Genomic DNA, 22910 nt, shown 5'->3' on the forward strand with positions numbered 1-22910 from the left:
GAGAAAATCTGCCCAGTACGGTTTCTATGCAACGGCTCGAGGCATGGCTATCATGCGGGCCTCATTGTGAGGCGGGACTTCCATGCTGACGTTGTTAAAGCTTCTTAAGGATGGCCGATTTCATTCAGGTCAAGCGCTAGGCGCCGCTTTAGGTGTCAGTCGGAGTGCTGTGTGGAAGCAGCTTCAGCTTCTCGAAGCTGAGCTTGGCTTGTCCATCCACAAGGTGCGAGGGCGCGGCTATCAATTGGCCTCGCCGCTGACACTGCTCGATTCTGTCGCGATAGCAGAGCAGGCGCCTTCTTGTAATTGGCCCATTCTGATTTCCGATTCAATTGACTCCACTAACGCCGAAGCGTTGCGTGCAATAGAGCGCGGTCAGGTAGCGCCATTTCTTGTACTCGCCGAACGGCAGACGTCTGGCCGTGGGCGTCGTGGGCGTAAGTGGGCGAGTCCTTTTGCGGAAAATATTTATTACAGTCTGGTGCTACGTATTGATGGTGGCATGCGCCAGCTGGAAGGCTTGAGTCTTGTTGTTGGACTTGCAGTCATGCAAACCTTGCGAGCGCTGGGTGTATCAGATGCAGGCTTGAAATGGCCTAACGATATTCTGGTTGGTCAGAAAAAGCTCGCAGGGATACTGCTGGAGTTGGTGGGAGATCCTGCTGATGTGTGTCATGTAGTTCTGGGTATCGGGATCAATGTGAACATGCACATGACCGATGAGATTGATCAGCAGTGGACGTCCTTGCGGCTTGAATCAGGGCGGACATTCGATCGCAATCAATTGGTCGCGCAGTTGGGGCAGATGCTCCAGGTTTATTTGAGTCGACATCAGGTCGACGGATTTTCCGCTATCCAGGAAGAGTGGGAGCGGAATCATCTGTGGCAGGGGCGGGCAGTGTCGTTGATCGCCGGAGTTAACCATATAGATGGCGAGGTGCTGGGTGTTGATAGTCAGGGTGCTCTGCGCTTGAAGGTAGGTGGTGTGGAAAAAGTCTTTAGTGGTGGTGAGCTCAGCTTGAGGTTGCGTGATGATTCTTGAGCTCGACTGCGGAAACAGTTTCATCAAGTGGCGAGTACTTGAAGCTGATGCTCGCCGGGTGGTTGGTGAGGGCGTTGTCGACTCCAATCTTGCATTGCTGGAGAGTTTGAGCGCGCTCAAGGGGCTCGCCCTCAAGTTTTGCCGATTGGTCAGTGTCCGAACGGCGGAGGAGACCAGTGCATTGACTGTTCTGCTGGCCGATACTTTTGGGGTGTCAGTCGTTTGCGCAGCGCCCGCTCGCGAAATGTCGGGAGTTCGCAATGGCTATGAAGAGTTCGAGCGGCTGGGTCTCGATCGCTGGCTGGCGATGCTTGGGGGGTTCAAGTTAGCGTCGGGTGCATGCCTGGTGCTTGATTTTGGTACTGCCGTTACTGCGGATTTCGTCGCCAGCGATGGAGAGCATCTCGGGGGCTTTATTTGTCCGGGAATGCCATTGATGCGAAATCAATTGCGCACCCATACCCGCAAAATTCGCTATGGGGATCTGGCTGCTGAGCGCGCCATGGAAAGTCTCGTTCCGGGTCGCACAACCGTAGAAGCGGTTGAGCGGGGCTGCTCGCTGATGCTTAGAGGCTTTGTTCTGACCCAGTTGGAGCTTGCGCGTAGCTACTGGGGGGCAGATTTTTCCGTATTTCTGACCGGTGGGGATGCAGGATTGGTTTCTGAGCTTGTGCCAGACGCTAGAGTGGTCCCGGACCTGGTATTTGTGGGGTTGGCTATGGCATGTCCTTTGTCCTGAGGTTCTTATGCGTTGGTTGTTTCTGCTGCTGCTTGTTCTGAATGTGTTCTATTACATCTGGCACCAACAAGAGGCTCCTCTGCGCGCGAAGGATGTCACTCCTTTGAGTTTGTATAGGGGAGGGCAGCAGGATATTCGCTTGTTGAGCGAAACGACTGATCAGACCCTTGATAAGGCAAAGGCTTCTCTGTCGGACGGTAGCTGTTTGTACTTGGGTGGTTTTGTTCGTCAAGAAGCAGTTCAGGCCGTTGAGCGGCGCTTGAATGGCATGGAAATCAAGTATCAGCTCCTGCCAAAGGATCTTCCTGAGTTCGCGGGTTATTGGGTTCGGATCGCCCCTGAAAGCCGGCGTTGGCTGGGTGAGGTTCAGCTGCAAAACCTTTCTAGAGAATTCAATGAGTTAAAACATAAAATAATGCTGTGCGAGGGGGTTGCACCCGCTGAATAGTTTGAATAGAATGGCGCCCGCTTCGCAGTGAACGCCTTTAACAGTAAGCGCTACGAAGTGATGTCAACGCAGCTAACCTCAGGTTTTTAATGAGAAAATGCTTGACAGAAGGCTGGCATGATATAGAATGCCGGCTCGCTTAGGAGGGGTTCCCGAGCGGCCAAAGGGATCAGACTGTAAATCTGACGTCTACGACTTCGAAGGTTCGAATCCTTCCCCCTCCACCATTTTTAGCGAGAGCTGCAAGCTCGCGGGTATAGTTTAGTGGTAGAACCTCAGCCTTCCAAGCTGATGATGCGGGTTCGATTCCCGCTACCCGCTCCAAGTTTGCAGATCCTGCAAAGTGTTACGCTCTTGTAGCTCAGTTGGTAGAGCACACCCTTGGTAAGGGTGAGGTCAGCGGTTCAAATCCGCTCAAGAGCTCCATATAACAAGGCAGATATGAAAATATCTGCCTTTGTTTTAATGGTCGCGGTCACTGCTTGTTTTTTTTTGCTGGGTGGTCGTGCCGGTGGCTCTGGTTTGAAGTCGGGGTTGTCGAGTAAATTGTTGTAATGTCTTTTTTGGGTCGGCATAATGGTCGGCCTGATTTTGTTTTAGGTCAGTAGCTCAATTGGCAGAGCGACGGTCTCCAAAACCGTAGGTTGGGGGTTCGATTCCCTCCTGACCTGCCAGATTCACTTGGTGTGTCTGGCTTTCTTTTCACAGGATCTTCATAGATGACTCCTAAAGCTGAAGCTCAAGGCTCTCGCTTCGATCTGCTCAAGTGGCTAGTAGTAGTCGCTTTGGTGGTTGTTGGCGTTGTTGGTAATCAGTATTATTCTGCTTCGCCGATCCTGTACCGCGTGCTTGCATTGCTTGTAATTGCTGCTGTAGCTGCCTTTGTAGGTCTACAGACAGTCAAGGGCAAGTCTTTCTTTGTACTGGTTAAGGAAGCTCGCACCGAGATTCGTAAAGTCGTATGGCCAACTCGCCAAGAAACCACGCAGACCACGCTGATTGTTGTGGCTGTCGTTCTGGTTATGGCGTTGCTGTTGTGGGGGCTTGATTCCCTGCTCGGCTGGCTTGTTTCCTTGATTGTCGGCTAAGGGTGTCCCGTGGCTAAGCGTTGGTACGTTGTGCATGCTTACTCCGGTTACGAGAAGCATGTGATGCGCTCGTTGGTAGAGCGCGTAAAGCTGGCTGGCATGGAAGATGGCTTCGGCGAAATTCTGGTTCCCACTGAAGAAGTGGTTGAAATGCGTAATGGCCAGAAACGCAAAAGCGAGCGCAAGTTCTTCCCAGGTTACGTGCTGGTTCAGATGGACATGAATGAGGGTACTTGGCACTTGGTCAAGGACACTCCTCGGGTGATGGGTTTCATTGGCGGTACCGCTGATAAGCCTGCGCCGATCACAGATAAAGAAGCAGAAGCAATTCTGCGTCGCGTTGCTGATGGTAGTGACAAGCCAAAGCCGAAGACATTGTTCGAGCCGGGCGAGTCTGTACGTGTCAATGACGGACCGTTTGCCGATTTTACCGGGACGGTTGAAGAAGTTAACTACGAAAAGAGCCGGATCCAAGTGGCAGTGCTCATTTTCGGTCGCTCTACTCCGGTAGAGCTCGAGTTCAGCCAGGTCGAAAAGGTCTAGCTGGGCAAGCATCCCAACCCCGCAGCCCTAGGCTGTGGGGTTTTGTCGTCACTGGGATAAACGCGCAAGTAACCGGGGAGCCTTTCGAGGCGTTCGAACCCGTAATTGGAGTGCCTCATGGCCAAGAAGATTACCGCTTACATCAAGCTGCAAGTGAAGGCCGCTCAGGCTAACCCAAGCCCACCTGTTGGTCCTGCTCTGGGTCAGCACGGCGTGAACATCATGGAATTCTGCAAGGCCTTCAACGCCCGTACTCAGGGTATTGAGCCAGGTCTGCCGACTCCAGTGATCATCACTGTCTACAGCGACCGTAGCTTCACTTTCGAAACCAAATCCACCCCTGCTTCGGTTCTGCTGAAGAAGGCGGCCGGTCTGACTAGCGGTTCCGCTCGTCCGAACACCGTTAAGGTTGGCACCGTGACTCGTGCTCAGCTGGAAGATATCGCGAAAGTTAAAAACGCGGATCTGACTGCAGCTGATATGGAAGCAGCCGTGCGTACCATCGCCGGTTCTGCTCGTAGCATGGGCCTTAACGTGGAGGGTGTGTAATGGCTAAGTTGACCAAGCGTCAAAAGGCTATCGCCGGCAAAATCGAAGCAGGCAAGTCCTACAACTTTGTAGACGCTGCCGCTCTGCTGGCCGAACTGTCGACTGTCAAGTTCAGCGAGTCGTTCGACGTTGCTGTGAACCTGGGTGTTGACCCGCGTAAATCTGACCAGGTCGTTCGTAGCGCTACTGTGCTGCCTCACGGTACTGGCAAGACTGTTCGCGTTGCTGTGTTCACTCAGGGTCCAGCTGCTGAGGCCGCTTTGGCTGCCGGCGCTGACCGTGTAGGTATGGACGACCTGGCTGCCGAAATGAAAGGCGGCGACCTGAACTATGACGTAGTTATCGCATCCCCGGATGCAATGCGCGTTGTAGGTCAGTTGGGTCAGATCCTCGGTCCACGTGGCCTGATGCCTAACCCTAAAGTCGGCACCGTAACCCCAGACGTAGCCACCGCGGTTAAGAACGCCAAGGCTGGTCAGGTTCGTTATCGCACCGACAAAAACGGCATCATCCACACCTCCGTTGGCAAAGTCGGTTTCGACGCCGTCAAGCTGAAGGAAAACGTTGAAGCCCTGATCGCTGATCTGAAGCGTATCAAGCCAGCTTCCTCGAAAGGTATTTACGTCAAGCGCGTTACCCTGAGCACCACCATGGGTCCAGGTCTGGTCATCGACCAAGGCTCGCTCGACGCGTAAGACACAGGTTGGTGCAAGCGATTGCGCCAATTGAAAGATTGGGGTCCCTGCCTGGCGGGGGCTATCCAAGACCGTAGGCGACGCAAGTCTTAAACCTCAAGCCTACGCAGATGGTGCTCCCGGTTCCTTACCGAATCAGACACCAAAACGACATCCGGCCTCGGTTGGATGAAACGGTAACAAGCAGGAGTTAAACCCGTGGCAATTAAACTCGAAGACAAGAAGGCCATCGTCGCTGAAGTCAACGAGGCTGCCCAAGTTGCCCTGTCTGCTGTTGTGGCTGATGCCCGCGGCGTGACAGTTGGCGCTATGACCGGACTCCGTAAAGAGGCTCGTGAAGCTGGCGTTTACGTACGTGTTGTACGTAACACCCTGCTCAAGCGCGCCGTTGCTGGCACTCAATATGACGTGCTCAACGACGTGTTCACTGGCCCGACCTTGATTGCATTCTCCAAAGATCATCCGGGCGCTGCTGCTCGTATCTTCAAGGAATTCGCAAAAGGTCAGGATAAGTTCGAGATCAAGGCAGCTGCGTTCGAGGGCAAGTTCCTCGCAGCTAATCAGATCGACGTACTGGCAAGCCTGCCGACCCGTGACGAAGCAATTTCTCAGCTGATGAGCGTGATTCAAGGCGCAACCAGCAAATTGGCTCGTACTCTGGCGGCCCTTCGCGACCAGAAAGAAGCTGCCGCAGCCTAAGGCTGAGCGACTCCTTTCAGCGTTTATTGTTTATTTCGATGGCCGCGTAGGCTGTCACCCCAATACAGGAATTTATAGTCATGTCTCTGACTAACGACCAAATCATCGAAGCAATCGGCGAAAAATCCGTTCTGGAAATCGTTGAGCTGATCAAAGCCATGGAAGAGAAGTTCGGCGTTTCTGCTGCCGCTGCTTCCGCTGGTCCAGCTGCTGTTGCTGCCGTTGTTGAAGAACAAACTGAATTCAACGTCATGCTGCTGGAAGCTGGCGAGAAGAAAGTTAACGTGATCAAGGCAGTACGTGAACTGACCGGTCTGGGCCTGAAAGAAGCCAAGGCAGTAGTTGACGGCGCTCCTGGCGTTGTTCTGGAAGCCGTATCGAAAGACGCAGCTGACAAAGCAAAAGCCACTCTGGAAGAAGCAGGCGCTAAAGTCGAGCTGAAGTAAGCATCGACCTTGCGTCTCCAGCCCGAGCGTTAAGCGAAAGGCTGATGGCTGGTGGCTCTTGCCACCGGCCTTTTTCCGTTATTGGCAACCGACTGGGTCGGTGCTGGTAGCGAGCTGTAACCACCCGATGCGGTGGCGCAAACCATGGGGTTTGCACGATTTTCTGGCTGCTCCCGTCGGGAGGGGCCAAACAAGCAGGTGACCAAGCTGGGGAACGCTGATGGCTTACTCATATACTGAGAAAAAACGTATCCGCAAGGACTTTAGCAAGTTGCCGGACGTCATGGATGTGCCGTATCTCCTGGCAATCCAGCTGGATTCGTATCGTGAATTCTTGCAGGCGGGAGCGACTAAAGATCAGTTCCGCGACGTGGGCCTGCATGCGGCCTTCAAATCCGTTTTCCCGATCATCAGCTACTCCGGCAATGCTGCGCTGGAGTACGTCGGTTATCGCCTGGGCGAACCGGCATTTGATGTCAAAGAATGCGTATTGCGCGGTGTAACTTACGCCGTACCTTTGCGGGTAAAAGTGCGCCTGATCATTTTCGACAAAGAATCGTCGAACAAAGCGATCAAGGACATCAAAGAGCAAGAAGTCTACATGGGTGAAATCCCCCTGATGACTGAGAACGGTACCTTCGTAATCAACGGTACCGAGCGTGTAATCGTTTCCCAGCTGCACCGTTCCCCGGGCGTGTTCTTCGACCACGACCGCGGCAAGACGCATAGCTCCGGCAAACTGCTGTACTCCGCGCGTATCATTCCTTACCGCGGTTCGTGGCTGGACTTCGAGTTCGACCCGAAAGACTGCGTATTCGTGCGTATCGACCGTCGTCGCAAGCTGCCTGCATCGGTACTGCTGCGCGCGCTCGGTTATACCACTGAAGAAGTGCTCGACGCGTTCTACACCACCAACGTTTTCCACCTGAGCGGCGAAACCCTCAGTCTGGAACTGATTGCTTCGCGTCTGCGTGGTGAAATCGCTGTTCTTGATATTCAGGACGAGAAGGGCAAGGTCATCGTTGAGGCTGGTCGCCGTATTACTGCGCGCCACATCAACCAGATCGAAAAAGCCGGTCTCAAGACCCTGGAAGTGCCTCTGGACTACGTCCTGGGTCGCACTACCGCCAAGGCCATCGTGCATCCGGCAACCGGCGAAATCCTGGCAGAGTGCAACACCGAGCTGAACACCGAGATCCTGGCAAAAATTGCCAAGGCCCAGGTTGTTCGTATCGAAACTCTGTACACCAACGATATCGACTGCGGTCCGTTCGTCTCCGACACCTTGAAGATCGACTCCACCAGCAACCAATTGGAAGCGCTGGTCGAGATCTATCGCATGATGCGTCCTGGCGAGCCGCCAACCAAAGACGCTGCCGAGACCCTGTTCAACAACCTGTTCTTCAGCCCTGAGCGCTATGACCTTTCTGCGGTCGGCCGGATGAAGTTCAACCGTCGTATCGGTCGTACCGAGATCGAAGGTTCGGGCGTGTTGTGCAAAGAAGACATCGTCGCGGTTCTGAAGACTCTGGTCGACATCCGTAACGGCAAAGGCATCGTCGATGACATCGACCACCTGGGTAACCGTCGTGTTCGCTGCGTAGGCGAAATGGCCGAGAACCAGTTCCGCGTTGGCCTGGTACGTGTTGAGCGTGCGGTCAAAGAGCGTCTGTCGATGGCCGAAAGCGAAGGCCTGATGCCGCAAGACCTGATCAACGCCAAGCCAGTGGCTGCGGCGGTGAAAGAGTTCTTCGGTTCCAGCCAGCTGTCCCAGTTCATGGACCAGAACAACCCGCTGTCCGAGATCACCCACAAGCGTCGTGTGTCTGCACTCGGCCCTGGCGGTTTGACTCGTGAGCGTGCTGGCTTTGAAGTGCGTGACGTACACCCGACTCACTACGGTCGTGTATGCCCGATTGAAACGCCGGAAGGTCCGAACATCGGTCTGATCAACTCCCTGGCTGCCTATGCGCGCACCAACCAGTATGGCTTCCTTGAGAGCCCGTACCGTGTGGTGAAAGACGCACTGGTCACCGACGAGATCGTGTTCCTGTCCGCCATCGAAGAAGCTGATCACGTGATCGCTCAGGCTTCGGCCACGATGAACGACAAGAAAATGCTGATCGACGAACTGGTAGCTGTTCGTCACTTGAACGAGTTCACCGTCAAGGCGCCAGAAGACGTCACCTTGATGGACGTATCGCCGAAGCAGGTAGTTTCGGTTGCAGCGTCGCTGATCCCGTTCCTCGAGCACGATGACGCCAACCGTGCGTTGATGGGTTCGAACATGCAGCGTCAAGCTGTACCAACCCTGCGCGCTGATAAGCCGCTGGTCGGTACCGGCATGGAGCGTAACGTAGCTCGTGACTCCGGCGTTTGCGTCGTGGCTCGTCGTGGCGGCGTGATCGATTCCGTTGATGCCAGCCGTATCGTGGTTCGTGTTGCCGATGACGAAGTTGAAACTGGCGAAGCCGGTGTCGACATCTACAACCTGACCAAATACACCCGTTCGAACCAGAACACCTGCATCAACCAGCGTCCGCTGGTGCGTAAAGGTGATCGTGTTCAGCGCAGCGACATCATGGCTGACGGCCCGTCCACCGATATGGGTGAGCTGGCACTGGGTCAGAACATGCGCATCGCGTTCATGGCCTGGAACGGTTACAACTTCGAAGACTCCATCTGCCTGTCGGAACGAGTTGTACAAGAAGATCGCTTCACCACGATCCACATTCAGGAACTGACCTGTGTGGCGCGTGACACCAAGCTTGGGCCAGAGGAAATCACTGCAGACATCCCGAACGTGGGTGAAGCTGCACTGAACAAGCTGGACGAAGCCGGTATCGTTTACGTAGGTGCCGAAGTTGGCGCAGGAGACATCCTGGTTGGTAAGGTCACTCCGAAAGGCGAGACCCAACTGACTCCGGAAGAAAAGCTGTTGCGTGCCATCTTCGGTGAAAAAGCCAGCGACGTTAAAGACACCTCCCTGCGCGTGCCGACCGGCACCAAGGGTACCGTCATCGACGTACAAGTCTTCACCCGCGACGGCGTTGAGCGTGATGCTCGTGCACTGTCGATCGAGAAGACTCAACTCGACGAGATCCGTAAGGATCTGAACGAAGAGTTCCGTATCGTTGAAGGCGCGACTTTCGAACGTCTGCGTTCCGCTCTCGTCGGCCACAAAGCCGAAGGCGGCGCTGGCCTGAAGAAAGGTCAGGACATCACCGACGAAGTTCTCGACGGTCTTGAGCATGGTCAGTGGTTCAAACTGCGCATGGCGGAAGATGCTCTGAACGAGCAGCTCGAGAAGGCTCAGGCCTACATCGTTGATCGCCGCCGTCTGTTGGACGACAAGTTCGAAGACAAGAAGCGCAAACTGCAGCAGGGCGATGACCTGGCTCCAGGCGTGCTGAAAATCGTCAAGGTTTACCTGGCAATCCGTCGCCGCATCCAGCCGGGCGACAAGATGGCCGGTCGTCACGGTAACAAAGGTGTGGTCTCCGTGATCATGCCGGTTGAAGACATGCCGCACGATGCCAATGGCACCCCGGTCGACGTTGTCCTCAACCCGCTGGGCGTACCTTCGCGTATGAACGTTGGTCAGATCCTTGAAACCCACCTTGGCCTCGCGGCTAAAGGTCTGGGCGAGAAGATCAACCGGATGATCGAAGAACAGCGCAAAGTTGCTGAGCTTCGTAAATTCCTCGACGAGATCTACAACCAGATCGGCGGTCGTAACGAAGATCTGGATAGCTTCTCCGACCAGGAAATCCTGGATCTGGCGAAGAACCTGCGTGGCGGCGTTCCAATGGCCACTCCAGTGTTCGACGGCGCGAAGGAAAGCGAAATCAAGGCCATGCTGAAACTGGCAGACCTGCCAGAAAGCGGCCAGATGCAGCTGACCGACGGCCGTACCGGCAACAAGTTCGAGCGCCCGGTTACTGTTGGCTACATGTACATGCTGAAGCTGAACCACTTGGTAGACGACAAGATGCACGCTCGTTCTACCGGTTCGTACAGCCTGGTTACCCAGCAGCCGCTGGGTGGTAAGGCACAGTTCGGTGGTCAGCGTTTCGGGGAGATGGAGGTCTGGGCACTGGAAGCATACGGTGCTGCTTACACTCTGCAAGAAATGCTCACAGTGAAGTCGGACGATGTGAACGGCCGTACCAAGATGTACAAAAACATCGTGGATGGCGATCACCGTATGGAGCCGGGTATGCCCGAGTCCTTCAACGTGTTGATCAAGGAAATTCGTTCCCTCGGCATCGATATCGATCTGGAAACCGAATAACACGTGACGCGAATCGAGAGCGGGGCAGGATTGCCCGCTCTCTGCTCCGCCAGGAGGAAAGGCCTTGAAAGACCTACTGAATTTGCTGAAAAACCAGGGTCAAGTCGAAGAGTTCGACGCCATCCGTATTGGATTGGCATCGCCTGAGATGATCCGTTCGTGGTCGTTCGGTGAAGTTAAAAAGCCGGAAACCATCAACTACCGTACGTTCAAACCTGAGCGTGACGGCCTGTTCTGCGCCAAGATCTTTGGCCCGGTAAAGGATTACGAGTGCCTGTGCGGTAAGTACAAGCGCTTGAAGCACCGTGGTGTGATCTGCGAGAAGTGCGGCGTTGAAGTCGCGCTGGCTAAAGTTCGTCGTGAGCGCATGGCGCACATCGAACTGGCCTCGCCAGTTGCCCACATCTGGTTCCTGAAATCGCTGCCGTCGCGTATCGGTTTGCTGATGGACATGACCCTGCGTGATATCGAACGCGTTCTCTACTTCGAGAGCTATGTCGTTATCGATCCAGGCATGACCACCCTTGAAAAGGGTCAGCTGCTGAACGACGAGCAGTACTTCGAAGCGCTGGAAGAGTTCGGCGACGATTTCGATGCCCGCATGGGTGCTGAAGCTGTCCGTGAACTTCTGCATGCTATCGATCTGGAGCACGAGATTGGCCGCCTGCGTGAAGAAATTCCGCAAACCAACTCCGAAACCAAAATCAAGAAGCTGTCCAAGCGTCTGAAGTTGATGGAAGCCTTCCAGGGTTCCGGCAATCTTCCAGAGTGGATGGTGCTGACCGTTCTGCCGGTTCTGCCGCCAGATCTGCGTCCACTGGTCCCGCTGGATGGCGGTCGCTTCGCGACTTCCGACCTCAACGATCTGTATCGTCGAGTGATCAACCGTAACAACCGCTTGAAGCGCCTGCTTGATCTGTCCGCTCCGGACATCATCGTGCGCAACGAAAAGCGTATGTTGCAGGAAGCTGTCGATGCACTGCTCGACAACGGTCGTCGTGGCCGCGCTATCACCGGTTCCAACAAGCGTCCTCTGAAATCCCTGGCTGACATGATCAAGGGTAAGCAAGGTCGTTTCCGTCAGAACTTGCTCGGTAAGCGTGTTGACTACTCCGGTCGTTCGGTAATTACCGTAGGTCCGACCCTGCGTCTGCACCAGTGCGGTCTGCCGAAGAAAATGGCTCTCGAGCTGTTCAAGCCGTTCATTTTCGGCAAGCTGGAAATGCGTGGTCTCGCCACCACCATTAAAGCTGCCAAGAAAATGGTCGAGCGCGAACTGCCAGAGGTTTGGGATGTTCTCGCTGAAGTGATCCGTGAACACCCGGTTCTCCTCAACCGCGCACCGACCCTTCACCGTCTGGGTATCCAAGCGTTTGAACCGGTACTGATCGAAGGTAAGGCTATCCAGCTGCACCCTCTGGTCTGTGCTGCGTACAACGCCGACTTCGACGGCGACCAAATGGCCGTGCACGTACCGCTGACACTGGAAGCCCAGTTGGAAGCGCGTGCGTTGATGATGTCGACCAACAACATTCTGTCGCCAGCCAACGGTGAGCCAATCATCGTTCCGTCGCAGGACGTTGTATTGGGTCTGTACTACATGACTCGTGAAGCGATCAACGCCAAGGGCGAAGGTCGTGTGTTCGCGGATCTGCAGGAAGTTGATCGTGTGTTCCGTGCCGGCGAAGCCGCACTGCACGCTAAAGTCAAAGTGCGGATCCACGAAACCGTTAACGACCGTGATGGCGGCAGCGTCAAGAACACTCGTATCGTCGACACCACTGTCGGCCGTGCGCTGTTGTTCCAGGTTGTTCCACCTGGCCTGTCGTACGACGTCGTCAACCAGCCGATGAAGAAGAAGGCGATCTCCAAGCTGATCAACCAGTGCTACCGCGTGGTTGGTTTGAAAGAGACCGTGATCTTCGCTGACCAGTTGATGTACACCGGTTTTGCCTATTCGACCATTTCCGGCGTTTCCATCGGTGTTAACGACTTCGTTATCCCGGATGAAAAAGCCCGCATCATCAATGCTGCAACTGATGAAGTGAAAGAGATCGAAAGTCAGTACGCCTCCGGCCTGGTTACCCAGGGCGAGAAGTACAACAAAGTAATCGACCTTTGGTCCAAGGCGAACGACGAAGTTTCCAAGGCGATGATGGCCAACCTCTCGAAAGAGAAAGTCATCGACCGTCATGGCGTCGAAGTCGACCAGGAATCCTTCAACTCGATGTACATGATGGCCGACTCGGGCGCGCGGGGTTCTGCTGCGCAGATCCGTCAGCTCGCCGGTATGCGTGGCCTGATGGCCAAGCCGGACGGTTCCATCATCGAAACGCCGATTACTGCGAACTTCCGTGAAGGTTTGAGCGTACTTCAGTACTTCATCTCTACTCACGGTGCTCGTAAAGGTTTGGCGGATACCGCGTTGAAAACTGCGAACTCCGGTTACCTGACTCGTCGTCTGGTAGACGTGGCGCAGGATCTGGTTGTGACTGAGATCGATTGCGGCACCGAACATGGCCTGGTAATGACTCCGCACATTGAAGGCGGTGACGTTGTTGAGCCGTTGGGTGAGCGCGTATTGGGTCGTGTCATCGCTCGTGATGTGTTCAAGCCGGGTACCGAGGAAGTTATCGTTCCTGCTGGCACTCTGGTAGACGAGAAGTGGGTCGAGTTCATCGAGCTGAACAGCATCGACGAAGTGATCGTGCGTTCGCCGATCAGCTGCGAAACCCGCTACGGCATTTGCGCCAAGTGCTACGGCCGTGACTTGGCTCGTGGTCACCAGGTGAACATCGGTGAAGCTGTCGGCGTTATCGCTGCCCAGTCCATCGGTGAGCCGGGTACCCAGCTGACCATGCGTACGTTCCACATCGGTGGTGCGGCAAGCCGAACCTCCGCAGCTGACAGCGTTCAGGTGAAGAATGGCGGTACTGTCCGTCTGCACAACCTGAAACACGTTGAGCGAGTGGATGGCTGCCTGGTTGCTGTCTCCCGTTCCGGTGAGCTGGCGATCGCTGATGACTTCGGTCGTGAGCGCGAGCGTTACAAGCTGCCGTACGGTGCTGTGATTTCGGTTAAAGAAGGTGACAAGGTCGACGCTGGCGCAATCGTGGCCAAGTGGGATCCGCACACTCACCCAATCGTTACCGAAATGAAAGGTACCGTGACCTACGTGGGCATGGAAGAAGGCATCACGATCAAGCGTCAGACTGACGAATTGACCGGTATGACCAACATTGAAGTACTCGACGCCAAAGACCGTCCAGCTGCCGGCAAAGATATTCGTCCTGCAGTGAAGATGGTCGATGACAACGGTAAGGATCTCTTGCTGCCGGGTACCGACGTAATTGCTCAGTACTTCCTGCCTGCGAACGCCCTGGTCGGTGTAGCGGACGGTGCGAAAATCGCGATCGGTGATGTTATCGCTCGTATTCCGCAAGAGACTTCGAAGACCCGTGACATCACCGGTGGTCTGCCGCGTGTTGCCGACCTGTTCGAAGCACGTCGTCCGAAAGAAGCCTCGATCCTGGCTGAAGTCAGCGGCACCATCGCGTTCGGTAAAGAGACCAAAGGCAAGCGCCGTCTGGTCATTACCCCGAACGACGGTAGCGATCCGTACGAAGAGCTGATTCCGAAGTGGCGTCACCTGAACGTCTTCGAAGGCGAACAGGTAAACCGCGGCGAAGTTATCTCCGACGGCCCGAGCGACCCACACGACATCCTGCGTCTGCTGGGTGTGAGTGCGCTGGCCAAGTACATCGTGAACGAGATCCAGGACGTTTATCGTCTGCAAGGCGTGAAGATCAACGACAAGCACATCGAGACCATCCTGCGTCAGATGCTGCGTAAAGTTGAAATCGCTGAATCCGGCGATTCCACTTTCATCAAGGGCGACCAGATGGAATTGACTCACGTTCTGGTAGAGAACGAGCGTCTGGCTGGCGACGAGAAGTTCGTTTCCAAGTTCACTCGTGTGCTGTTGGGTATCACCAAGGCATCGTTGTCCACCGAATCGTTCATCTCGGCGGCTTCCTTCCAGGAAACCACTCGTGTACTGACCGAAGCGGCGGTAACCGGCAAACGCGATTACCTGCGCGGCCTGAAAGAAAACGTGGTCGTGGGTCGTCTGATCCCGGCCGGTACCGGTCTGGCTTATCACAGCGAGCGTAAACGCCGTCGTGATGCTGACAAACCGTTGCGCGTAAGCGCCAGTGAAGTGGAAGCTGCACTGACCGAAGCGCTGAACTCTAGCGGTAACTGAGTTCTGCGATAAATGAGTGTAAGGCCCTGGTCGTTCCGTTCATCGAATCAAGACATTTTGTCGAGGTTGGATGAGCGGGAAGGTCGGGGCCTTGCCTTGACTGGGGGCAAGATCCTCTTTAGACTCTTGTACCCCTAAATTTGGCGGGAATTCGTTCCTGCCATTTTGCTTTTCTTGCAAGACAATAGCGTCGCAAGACAACAGTGGAGCTAGTAGATGGCAACTATCAACCAGCTGGTACGTCAGCCGCGTAAGCGTATCGTCGAGAAATCCGACGTGCCTGCGCTGCAGAACTGCCCGCAACGTCGTGGCGTATGCACTCGTGTGTATACCACTACGCCGAAAAAACCTAACTCGGCACTGCGTAAAGTATGCCGTGTGCGTCTGACCAACGGTTTCGAGGTTTCCTCGTACATCGGCGGTGAAGGCCACAACCTGCAAGAGCACAGCGTCGTACTGATCCGTGGCGGCCGTGTAAAAGACTTGCCAGGTGTTCGTTACCACACCGTTCGCGGCTCTTTGGATACTTCCGGCGTTAAAGGTCGTAACCAAGGTCGTTCGAAGTACGGTACCAAGAAGCCTAAGTAGTAGTGGCTTTTTGTAAAAACTGAATCATCTATTTTTCTGAGTCGATAAGAGTAAGGTCGGAGGCGTCCCGAAAGGGCACCGATTCCGAGCGAACCTGAAGACCGTTTGAGGGCTTATCCATGCCAAGAAGACGCGTAGCAGCCAAGCGCGAAGTGCTTGACGATCCAAAATACGGCAGCCAGATCCTGGCCAAGTTCATGAACCACGTGATGGAAAGCGGCAAGAAAGCCGTTGCCGAGCGTATCGTTTATGGCGCGCTGGAAAAGGTTAAAGAACGCAAGAACAGCGATCCCCTGGAAATCTTCGAGAAAGCTCTCGACGCCATCGCTCCGCTGGTCGAAGTAAAGTCGCGCCGTGTAGGCGGTGCTACTTACCAGGTTCCGGTCGAAGTTCGTCCGTCCCGTCGTAACGCTCTGGCAATGCGCTGGTTGGTAGACTTCGCCCGTAAGCGCGGCGAGAAGTCTATGGCTCTGCGTTTGGCTGGCGAACTGTTGGACGCTGCTGAAGGCAAAGGTGCTGCAGTTAAGAAGCGTGAAGACGTGCACCGTATGGCTGAAGCCAACAAGGCTTTCTCGCACTACCGCTTCTAATTTTAGCGTCACTAATTTTGCGAGGGCTTTATGGCTCGTACAACACCGATTAACCGCTACCGTAACATTGGTATCGTTGCTCACGTGGATGCTGGTAAAACCACCACCACCGAGCGCGTCCTTTTTTACACTGGCAAAAGTCACAAAATGGGCGAGGTGCATGACGGCGCCGCGACCACAGACTGGATGGTTCAGGAGCAGGAGCGTGGTATTACCATTACTTCTGCTGCCATTACCGCCTTCTGGCAGGGTTCCGAGAAGCAGCACAAGGACCAATACCGTTTCAACGTCATCGACACCCCGGGCCACGTTGACTTCACTATTGAAGTTGAGCGTTCCCTGCGTGTTCTCGATGGCGCGGTCGTTGTGTTCTGCGGTACCTCGGGTGTTGAGCCTCAGTCGGAAACCGTATGGCGTCAAGCCAACAAGTACGGCGTTCCACGTCTTGTTTACGTAAACAAGATGGACCGTGCTGGTGCAAACTTCCTGCGCGTGATCGGCCAGATCAAGCAGCGTCTGGGTCACACTCCGGTGCCAATCCAATTGGCTATCGGTTCCGAAGACAACTTCCAGGGTCAGATCGATCTGTTGGCTATGGAAGCTGTTTACTGGAATGACTCCGACAAAGGCATGGTTCCAGTTCGCAAGCCTATCCCTGCTGAGCTGCAGGAGCTGGCTGACGAGTGGCGCGGCAACATGGTTGAGGCTGCGGCCGAAGCCAGCGAAGAACTGATGAACAAGTACCTCGAAGGTGAAGAACTCACCAACGCGGAAATCAAGGCCGCTCTGCGTCAGCGTACTATCGCTGGCGAAATCGTCCTGGCTGTTTGCGGTTCTTCCTTCAAGAACAAGGGCGTTCCCCTGGTTCTCGACGCCGTTATCGATTACCTGCCTGCTCCAACTGACATTCCTGCCATCAAGGGTACTGACCCTGATGACGAGGAAAAGCAGATGGAGCGTCATGCAGATGACAGCGAACCGTTCTCGGCTCTGGCTTTCAAAATCGCTACCGACCCATTCGTGGGTACCTTGACCTTTGTTCGAGTTTACTCGGGCGTGTTGGCCTCCGGCGACGGCGTGATCAACTCGGTTAAAGGCAAGAAAGAGCGCGTGGGTCGTATGGTGCAAATGCACGCAAACGCCCGTGAAGAAATCAAGGAAGTGCGCGCTGGTGACATCGCGGCCTTGATCGGCATGAAGGACGTCACCACTGGTGAGACTTTGTGCAGCGCTGACAAGCCAATCATCCTGGTTCGCATGGACTTCCCGGAGCCGGTTATTTCGGTTGCCGTGGAGCCTAAGACCAAGGATGACCAGGAAAAAATGGGTATCGCTCTGGGCAAGCTTGCTCAGGAAGATCCATCTTTCCGCGTCAAGACTGATGAGGAGACTGGTCAAACGATCATCTCCGGCATGGGCGAGTTGCACCTGGACATCCTGGTTGACCGGATGCGCCGCGAGTTCAACGTTGAAGCCAACATCGGTAAGCCTCAGGTTTCCTATCGTGAGCGCATCACGAAGAACTGTGAAATCGAAGGCAAGTTCGTTCGTCAGTCCGGCGGTCGTGGTCAGTTCGGCCACTGCTGGATCCGTTTTGCTCCTGCTGACGAAGGTCAGGAAGGTCTGCAATTCGTGAACGAAGTGGTGGGTGGTGTGGTTCCTAAGGAATACATCCCGGCTATCCAGAAGGGTATCGAAGAGCAGATGAAGAACGGCGTTGTTGCCGGTTATCCGCTGATCGGCCTGAAGGCTACCGTGTTTGATGGTTCCTACCACGACGTCGACTCGAACGAGATGGCGTTTAAGGTGGCTGCTTCCATGGCGACCAAGCAACTGGCCCAGAAGGGCGGTGGTGAGTTGCTCGAGCCGATCATGGCGGTAGAGGTTGTTACACCTGAAGACTATATGGGTGACGTGATGGGCGACCTTAACCGTCGTCGCGGCATGATCCTGGGTATGGAAGATACGGTTTCCGGTAAAGTAATTCGTGCCGAGGTTCCGTTGGGCGAGATGTTCGGTTATGCGACCGATGTTCGTTCCATGTCCCAAGGTCGCGCAAGCTACTCTATGGAATTCAAAAAATACAATACGGCTCCGTCGCACATCGTCGAAACCGTTACCAAAAAACAAGGCTGATTCAGCCCCTTTAGGCTAGGAGTTAATTGTCGTGGCTAAAGAAAAATTTGATCGTTCCCTTCCGCACGTCAACGTTGGCACCATCGGTCACGTTGACCACGGTAAAACCACTCTGACTGCTGCTCTGACTCGCGTCTGCTCCGAAATCTTCGGTTCGGCTCGTGTTGACTTCGACAAGATCGATAGCGCACCGGAAGAGAAAGCTCGTGGTATCACCATCAACACCGCGCACGTTGAATACAACTCGCACATTCGTCACTACGCTCACGTTGACTGCCCAGGTCACGCTGACTATGTGAAGAACATGATCACCGGTGCTGCTCAGATGGACGGCGCTATCCTGGTTTGCTCGGCCGCTGATGGTCCGATGCCGCAAACCCGTGAGCACATCCTGCTGTCCCGTCAGGTAGGCGTTCCGTACATCGTGGTTTTCCTGAACAAGGCTGACCTGGTAGACGACGCTGAGCTGCTGGAACTGGTTGAGATGGAAGTGCGTGATCTGCTGAGCACTTACGACTTCCCGGGCGACGACACTCCAATCATCATCGGCTCCGCTCGTATGGCGCTGGATGGTCTGGATGACAACGAAATGGGCACCACTGCCGTTCGTAAGCTGGTTGAAACTCTGGATACTTACATTCCGGATCCAGTTCGCGTTATCGACAAGCCGTTCCTGATGCCAATCGAAGACGTGTTCTCGATCTCCGGTCGCGGTACTGTTGTAACCGGTCGTATCGAGCGCGGTATCGTCAAGGTTCAAGACTCGCTGGAAATCGTTGGTCTGCGTGACACTACCGTCACCACCTGCACCGGTGTTGAAATGTTCCGTAAGCTGCTCGACGAAGGTCGTGCTGGCGAGAACTGCGGCGTGCTGCTGCGCGGCACCAAGCGTGACGACGTTGAGCGTGGCCAGGTTCTGGTCAAGCCAGGTTCGGTTAAGCCGCACACCACCTTCGAAGCTGAAGTGTACGTGTTGAGCAAAGAAGAAGGCGGTCGCCACACTCCGTTCTTCAAAGGCTACCGTCCACAGTTCTACTTCCGGACCACTGACGTGACCGGTAACTGCGAACTGCCGGAAGGCGTTGAAATGGTAATGCCAGGCGACAACGTGAAAATGGTTGTCACCCTGATCAAAACCATCGCAATGGAAGATGGTCTGCGTTTCGCTATTCGTGAAGGCGGTCGTACCGTCGGCGCTGGCGTCGTAGCCAAAATCATCGCTTAACTTAATAAGTGATGACTTGAAAAAGCCCCCGCCTAGCGGGGGCTTTTTTATTGGGTTGACACCCATCTGGGGCGTCTATAGAATTGCGCCTCCTTTTAACGGGCGTATTGCGCTCGGTGGGAATAGCAGCCGGAGTCTGAAATCCAATGCAAAATCAGCAAATCCGTATCAGGTTGAAGGCTTTTGACCATCGCCTGATCGACCAATCCACCCAGGAAATCGTGGAAACCGCGAAACGTACTGGTGCTCAAGTGCGTGGTCCAATTCCACTGCCTACCCGTAAAGAGCGGTTCACCGTTCTGGTCTCCCCGCACGTCAACAAAGACGCGCGTGACCAGTACGAGATCCGTACTCATAAGCGCGTTCTGGATATCGTCCAGCCGACGGATAAAACCGTTGATGCTCTTATGAAGCTTGATCTTGCGGCCGGTGTGGAAGTGCAGATCAGCCTCGGCTAAGACTCGGTCTTAGTCGTGTAACGCTCTGAAATGGGCGGCCATAGCGGGTGAAAGCCCCGTACACTCATGAGGTTTACAACATGACTATTGGTGTAGTCGGTCGTAAATGCGGTATGACCCGTATTTTCACCGAAGAAGGTGTCTCCATTCCGGTCACGGTCATTGAGATCGAGCCGAATCGCGTCACCCAGTTCAAAACTGAAGAAACCGATGGCTATCGTGCAGTGCAAGTCACTGTAGGTGAGCGTCGTGCTTCGCGTGTTACAGCTGCTCAGGCTGGCCACTTCGCTAAAGCGAACGTAGCCGCTGGTCGTACCGTAATGGAATTCCGCCTTGAAGAAGGCGAGTACCAGGCCGGCGACCTGATCAACGCTGAAATCTTCGCTGCTGGTCAACTGGTTGATGTAACCGGTCAGTCCAAAGGTAAAGGCTTCCAGGGTACGATCAAGCGTTGGAACTTCCGCGGGCAAGATAATACCCACGGTAACTCCGTGTCCCACCGCGTTCCAGGCTCTATCGGCCAGTGCCAGACTCCTGGTCGTGTATTCAAGGGCAAAAAAATGTCCGGTCATATGGGCGCTGAGCGCGTGACCGTGCAGTCCCTCGAAGTAGTGCGCGTGGACGCTGAACGCAATCTGTTGTTGGTCAAGGGCGCTGTTCCTGGCGCTACTGGCGGCAACTTGGTTGTACGTCCAGCAGCCAAGGCTCGCGGTTAAGGGGAAGCTGACATGCAATTAAATGTAAATGACGCTCAAGCGATCGAAGTTTCCGAACTGACATTTGGCGGCGAATTCAACGAGACGCTGGTTCACCAAGCAGTCGTGGCCTACATGGCCGGCGGCCGTCAAGGTTCCAAGCAGCAAAAGACCCGTTCCGACGTTCGTGGTGGCGGTAAGCGCCCATGGCGTCAGAAAGGTACTGGCCGTGCTCGTGCCGGTACTATCCGTAGCCCAATCTGGCGTGGCGGCGGTACCACTTTCGCAGCTCGTCCTCAGGATCACACCCAGAAGCTGAACAAGAAGATGTATCGCGCAGCAATGCGTTCCATCCTTGCTGAGCTGGTGCGTACTGATCGTCTGGTTGTGGTTCAGGACTTCGCTGTTGATGCACCGAAGACCAAAGATCTGCTGAACAAACTGACCGGCATGGGCCTGACTGACGTCTTGATCGTGTCTGAAGTAGTTGATCAGAACCTGTACCTGGCTGCTCGCAACCTGCCACACGTTGATGTACGTGACGTGCAAGGTTCCGATCCAGTTAGTCTGATCGCATACGACAAGGTGTTGATCACCGTGTCGGCCGTGAAGAAATTCGAGGAGCTGCTGGGATGAACCAGGAACGCGTATTTAAAGTTCTGCTTGGCCCGCACGTTTCCGAGAAGGCTACGGTTCTGGCTGACAAGAAAGGCCAGTTCGTTTTCAAGGTTGCAACTGACGCAACCAAGCTGGAAATCAAGAAGGCCGTCGAAAGCCTGTTCAGCGTGAAAGTTGAGCGTGTTACTACCCTGAACGTTCTGGGTAAGAGCAAGCGCACCGCTCGCGGTCTGGGCAAGCGTAATGACTGGAAGAAGGCAGTTATCTCCCTTCAGCCAGGCCAAGATCTCGATTTCAGCAGCAGTGCTGAGTAAGGAAGGGGTGCATCATGGCAATCGTTAAATGCAAACCGACTTCCCCTGGCCGCCGTTTTGTGGTCAAGGTGGTCAACCAGGAGCTGCACAAAGGCGCTCCTCACGCACCGCTGCTCGAGAAAAAATCGAAGACTGGTGGTCGTAACAACAATGGTCGTATTACCACTCGTCACATCGGTGGTGGCCATAAGCAGCATTATCGTCTGGTCGATTTCCGTCGCAACGACAAAGATGGCATCGCTGCCACTGTCGAGCGTATCGAATACGATCCAAACCGTACTGCTCACATCGCTCTGCTGCTGTACGCAGATGGCGAGCGTCGCTACATCATCGCCCCTAAAGGCGTGAGCGCTGGCGACCAGCTGATCGCAGGTGCTTTGGCACCGATCAAGCCGGGCAACGCTCTGCAACTGCGTAACATTCCAGTTGGTAGCACCGTACACGGCATCGAATTGAAGCCAGGTAAAGGCGCGCAAATCGCTCGTTCCGCTGGTGCTTCGGCTCAGCTGATCGCTCGTGAAGGTGTCTACGTGACCCTGCGTCTGCGTTCTGGTGAGATGCGTAAAGTGCTGGCTGAATGCCGCGCGACCCTGGGTGAAGTCTCGAACTCCGAGCACAGCCTGCGTTCGCTGGGTAAAGCTGGTGCCAAACGCTGGCGTGGCGTTCGCCCAACCGTTCGTGGTGTTGCCATGAACCCGGTTGACCACCCACATGGTGGTGGTGAAGGTCGTACCTCTGGTGGTCGTCATCCGGTATCGCCATGGGGCTTCCCGACTAAGGGCGCGAAGACTCGTGGTAATAAGCGTACCGACAAAATGATCGTCCGTCGTCGCAAGTAAATAGAGGGATACGACAGTGCCACGTTCTCTGAAAAAAGGTCCTTTTATCGATCTTCACCTACTGAAGAAGATCGAAGTGGCGGCGGAAAAGAACGATCGCAAACCAGTTAAAACCTGGTCGCGCCGTTCGATGATCCTGCCACAAATGGTCGGTCTGACCATCGCAGTACACAACGGTCGTCAACATGTACCAGTTCTCGTGAACGAAGACATGGTCGGCCACAAACTGGGCGAGTTCGCCGGTACCCGCACATATCGTGGGCACGTGGCTGACAAGAAAGCCAAGCGTTAAGGGGTTAGGAAATGGAAGTAGCCGCTAAGTTGTCGGGCGCTCGAATCTCCGCCCAGAAAGCCCGCTTGGTCGCCGACCAGATCCGCGGGAAGAAGGTGGGCGAAGCGCTCAACTTGTTGGCTTTCAGCAGTAAGAAAGCCGCCGAGATCATGAAGAAAGTGCTGGAGTCGGCCGTAGCCAACGCCGAGCATAACGAAGGCGCAGACGTTGATGACCTTAAAGTCAGCACCGTTTTCGTCAACGAAGGGCGTTCGCTGAAGCGAATCATGCCACGTGCCAAAGGCCGTGCTGATCGCATCGTCAAGCGGTCTTGCCATATCACTGTCAAGGTTGCTGACAAGTAACGGA

22 protein-coding genes and 4 tRNA genes are annotated in these 22910 nt (G+C 54.8%); all 26 read left to right on the forward strand.

Going from position 1 to position 22910, the window contains the following annotated elements; genetic code table 11:
- Positions 1 to 82: 82 nt before the first annotated feature.
- On the forward strand, positions 83 to 1042 hold the full coding sequence (gene birA / locus ACI77H_RS23290; RefSeq protein ID WP_407014059.1) for a bifunctional biotin--[acetyl-CoA-carboxylase] ligase/biotin operon repressor BirA: 960 nt from the start codon (positions 83 to 85) through the stop codon (positions 1040 to 1042).
- Positions 1032 to 1781, forward strand: a complete 750-nt coding sequence (locus ACI77H_RS23295) for a pantothenate kinase (RefSeq protein WP_407014060.1) — start codon at positions 1032 to 1034, stop codon at positions 1779 to 1781. The genes birA and ACI77H_RS23295 overlap by 11 nt, the downstream gene beginning before the upstream one ends.
- Before the next feature lie 7 nt (positions 1782 to 1788).
- Positions 1789 to 2229: a hypothetical protein gene (locus tag ACI77H_RS23300; RefSeq protein WP_407014061.1), complete on the forward strand. Its 441-nt coding sequence runs from the start codon at positions 1789 to 1791 to the stop codon at positions 2227 to 2229.
- A 142-nt stretch (positions 2230 to 2371) separates the two neighbouring features.
- Positions 2372 to 2456 (forward strand) — tRNA-Tyr (locus ACI77H_RS23305).
- A 23-nt stretch (positions 2457 to 2479) separates the two neighbouring features.
- Positions 2480 to 2553, forward strand: a tRNA-Gly gene (locus tag ACI77H_RS23310).
- A 26-nt stretch (positions 2554 to 2579) separates the two neighbouring features.
- Positions 2580 to 2655: transfer RNA gene (locus ACI77H_RS23315), tRNA-Thr, on the forward strand.
- A gap of 172 nt (positions 2656 to 2827) precedes the next feature.
- Positions 2828 to 2903, forward strand: a tRNA-Trp gene (locus ACI77H_RS23320).
- Between the two features lie 45 nt (positions 2904 to 2948).
- Positions 2949 to 3317 (forward strand): preprotein translocase subunit SecE, encoded by a 369-nt coding sequence (secE, locus tag ACI77H_RS23325; protein ID WP_007896620.1) that lies wholly within the window; start codon positions 2949 to 2951, stop codon positions 3315 to 3317.
- A 9-nt stretch (positions 3318 to 3326) separates the two neighbouring features.
- Positions 3327 to 3860, forward strand: coding sequence for a transcription termination/antitermination protein NusG (nusG, locus tag ACI77H_RS23330; protein WP_007896622.1), 534 nt, complete (start codon positions 3327 to 3329; stop codon positions 3858 to 3860).
- A 117-nt stretch (positions 3861 to 3977) separates the two neighbouring features.
- Positions 3978 to 4409 carry a 50S ribosomal protein L11 gene (gene rplK, locus ACI77H_RS23335; RefSeq protein WP_017341076.1) on the forward strand — a complete coding sequence of 144 codons (432 nt, stop codon included), beginning with the start codon at positions 3978 to 3980 and terminating at the stop codon, positions 4407 to 4409.
- Positions 4409 to 5104 (forward strand): 50S ribosomal protein L1, encoded by a 696-nt coding sequence (gene rplA, locus ACI77H_RS23340; protein ID WP_007896626.1) that lies wholly within the window; start codon positions 4409 to 4411, stop codon positions 5102 to 5104. The genes rplK and rplA overlap by 1 nt, the downstream gene beginning before the upstream one ends.
- Positions 5105 to 5302: 198 nt before the next feature.
- Positions 5303 to 5803: a 50S ribosomal protein L10 gene (gene rplJ, locus ACI77H_RS23345; RefSeq protein WP_247293393.1), complete on the forward strand. Its 501-nt coding sequence runs from the start codon at positions 5303 to 5305 to the stop codon at positions 5801 to 5803.
- An 80-nt stretch (positions 5804 to 5883) separates the two neighbouring features.
- Positions 5884 to 6249 carry a 50S ribosomal protein L7/L12 gene (gene rplL / locus ACI77H_RS23350; protein ID WP_008145490.1) on the forward strand — a complete coding sequence of 122 codons (366 nt, stop codon included), beginning with the start codon at positions 5884 to 5886 and terminating at the stop codon, positions 6247 to 6249.
- A gap of 220 nt (positions 6250 to 6469) precedes the next feature.
- Positions 6470 to 10543, forward strand: a complete 4074-nt coding sequence (gene rpoB / locus ACI77H_RS23355; RefSeq protein ID WP_219097508.1) for a DNA-directed RNA polymerase subunit beta — start codon at positions 6470 to 6472, stop codon at positions 10541 to 10543.
- A 64-nt stretch (positions 10544 to 10607) separates the two neighbouring features.
- Positions 10608 to 14807, forward strand: a complete 4200-nt coding sequence (gene rpoC, locus ACI77H_RS23360) for a DNA-directed RNA polymerase subunit beta' (protein ID WP_407014062.1) — start codon at positions 10608 to 10610, stop codon at positions 14805 to 14807.
- A gap of 216 nt (positions 14808 to 15023) precedes the next feature.
- Complete coding sequence (gene rpsL / locus ACI77H_RS23365; protein ID WP_002555494.1) at positions 15024 to 15395, forward strand: 30S ribosomal protein S12; 372 nt, start codon at positions 15024 to 15026, stop codon at positions 15393 to 15395.
- A 119-nt stretch (positions 15396 to 15514) separates the two neighbouring features.
- Complete coding sequence (rpsG, locus tag ACI77H_RS23370) at positions 15515 to 15985, forward strand: 30S ribosomal protein S7 (RefSeq protein WP_002555493.1); 471 nt, start codon at positions 15515 to 15517, stop codon at positions 15983 to 15985.
- Between the two features lie 30 nt (positions 15986 to 16015).
- Positions 16016 to 18121: an elongation factor G gene (fusA, locus tag ACI77H_RS23375; RefSeq protein WP_150711091.1), complete on the forward strand. Its 2106-nt coding sequence runs from the start codon at positions 16016 to 16018 to the stop codon at positions 18119 to 18121.
- A 31-nt stretch (positions 18122 to 18152) separates the two neighbouring features.
- On the forward strand, positions 18153 to 19346 hold the full coding sequence (gene tuf, locus ACI77H_RS23380; protein ID WP_407014063.1) for an elongation factor Tu: 1194 nt from the start codon (positions 18153 to 18155) through the stop codon (positions 19344 to 19346).
- A gap of 146 nt (positions 19347 to 19492) precedes the next feature.
- The gene (gene rpsJ / locus ACI77H_RS23385) at positions 19493 to 19804 is read left to right on the forward strand and encodes a 30S ribosomal protein S10 (RefSeq protein WP_003186070.1); all 312 of its coding nucleotides are present in this window, start codon (positions 19493 to 19495) and stop codon (positions 19802 to 19804) included.
- A gap of 80 nt (positions 19805 to 19884) precedes the next feature.
- The gene (gene rplC / locus ACI77H_RS23390) at positions 19885 to 20520 is read left to right on the forward strand and encodes a 50S ribosomal protein L3 (protein WP_003186059.1); all 636 of its coding nucleotides are present in this window, start codon (positions 19885 to 19887) and stop codon (positions 20518 to 20520) included.
- 12 nt (positions 20521 to 20532) lie between these two features.
- Positions 20533 to 21135 (forward strand): 50S ribosomal protein L4, encoded by a 603-nt coding sequence (rplD, locus tag ACI77H_RS23395; RefSeq protein ID WP_007896707.1) that lies wholly within the window; start codon positions 20533 to 20535, stop codon positions 21133 to 21135.
- Positions 21132 to 21431, forward strand: a complete 300-nt coding sequence (gene rplW / locus ACI77H_RS23400; protein ID WP_002555488.1) for a 50S ribosomal protein L23 — start codon at positions 21132 to 21134, stop codon at positions 21429 to 21431. The genes rplD and rplW overlap by 4 nt, the downstream gene beginning before the upstream one ends.
- A gap of 14 nt (positions 21432 to 21445) precedes the next feature.
- Entirely contained in the window at positions 21446 to 22270 is an 825-nt protein-coding gene (gene rplB / locus ACI77H_RS23405; protein ID WP_003210080.1) for a 50S ribosomal protein L2, read from the forward strand.
- Positions 22271 to 22286: 16 nt separating this feature from the next.
- On the forward strand, positions 22287 to 22562 hold the full coding sequence (rpsS, locus tag ACI77H_RS23410; protein WP_002555486.1) for a 30S ribosomal protein S19: 276 nt from the start codon (positions 22287 to 22289) through the stop codon (positions 22560 to 22562).
- 11 nt (positions 22563 to 22573) lie between these two features.
- Positions 22574 to 22906 (forward strand): 50S ribosomal protein L22, encoded by a 333-nt coding sequence (gene rplV / locus ACI77H_RS23415; protein WP_003103908.1) that lies wholly within the window; start codon positions 22574 to 22576, stop codon positions 22904 to 22906.
- Positions 22907 to 22910 lie beyond the last annotated feature (4 nt).

Source organism: Pseudomonas sp. O230, from assembly GCF_045447035.1.
Classification (GTDB): Bacteria; Pseudomonadota; Gammaproteobacteria; order Pseudomonadales; family Pseudomonadaceae; genus Aquipseudomonas.

Coding starts and splice junctions, on each gene's coding strand:
- birA (WP_407014059.1), top strand. CDS start 83: ATGCTGACGTTGTTAAAGCTTCTTAAGGATGGCCGATTTCATTCAGGT.
- ACI77H_RS23295 (WP_407014060.1), top strand. CDS start 1,032: ATGATTCTTGAGCTCGACTGCGGAAACAGTTTCATCAAGTGGCGAGTA.
- ACI77H_RS23300 (WP_407014061.1), top strand. CDS start 1,789: ATGCGTTGGTTGTTTCTGCTGCTGCTTGTTCTGAATGTGTTCTATTAC.
- secE (WP_007896620.1), top strand. CDS start 2,949: ATGACTCCTAAAGCTGAAGCTCAAGGCTCTCGCTTCGATCTGCTCAAG.
- rplK (WP_017341076.1), top strand. CDS start 3,978: ATGGCCAAGAAGATTACCGCTTACATCAAGCTGCAAGTGAAGGCCGCT.
- rplA (WP_007896626.1), top strand. CDS start 4,409: ATGGCTAAGTTGACCAAGCGTCAAAAGGCTATCGCCGGCAAAATCGAA.
- rplL (WP_008145490.1), top strand. CDS start 5,884: ATGTCTCTGACTAACGACCAAATCATCGAAGCAATCGGCGAAAAATCC.
- rpoB (WP_219097508.1), top strand. CDS start 6,470: ATGGCTTACTCATATACTGAGAAAAAACGTATCCGCAAGGACTTTAGC.
- rpsL (WP_002555494.1), top strand. CDS start 15,024: ATGGCAACTATCAACCAGCTGGTACGTCAGCCGCGTAAGCGTATCGTC.
- rpsG (WP_002555493.1), top strand. CDS start 15,515: ATGCCAAGAAGACGCGTAGCAGCCAAGCGCGAAGTGCTTGACGATCCA.
- fusA (WP_150711091.1), top strand. CDS start 16,016: ATGGCTCGTACAACACCGATTAACCGCTACCGTAACATTGGTATCGTT.
- rpsJ (WP_003186070.1), top strand. CDS start 19,493: ATGCAAAATCAGCAAATCCGTATCAGGTTGAAGGCTTTTGACCATCGC.
- rplC (WP_003186059.1), top strand. CDS start 19,885: ATGACTATTGGTGTAGTCGGTCGTAAATGCGGTATGACCCGTATTTTC.
- rplD (WP_007896707.1), top strand. CDS start 20,533: ATGCAATTAAATGTAAATGACGCTCAAGCGATCGAAGTTTCCGAACTG.
- rplW (WP_002555488.1), top strand. CDS start 21,132: ATGAACCAGGAACGCGTATTTAAAGTTCTGCTTGGCCCGCACGTTTCC.
- rplB (WP_003210080.1), top strand. CDS start 21,446: ATGGCAATCGTTAAATGCAAACCGACTTCCCCTGGCCGCCGTTTTGTG.
- rplV (WP_003103908.1), top strand. CDS start 22,574: ATGGAAGTAGCCGCTAAGTTGTCGGGCGCTCGAATCTCCGCCCAGAAA.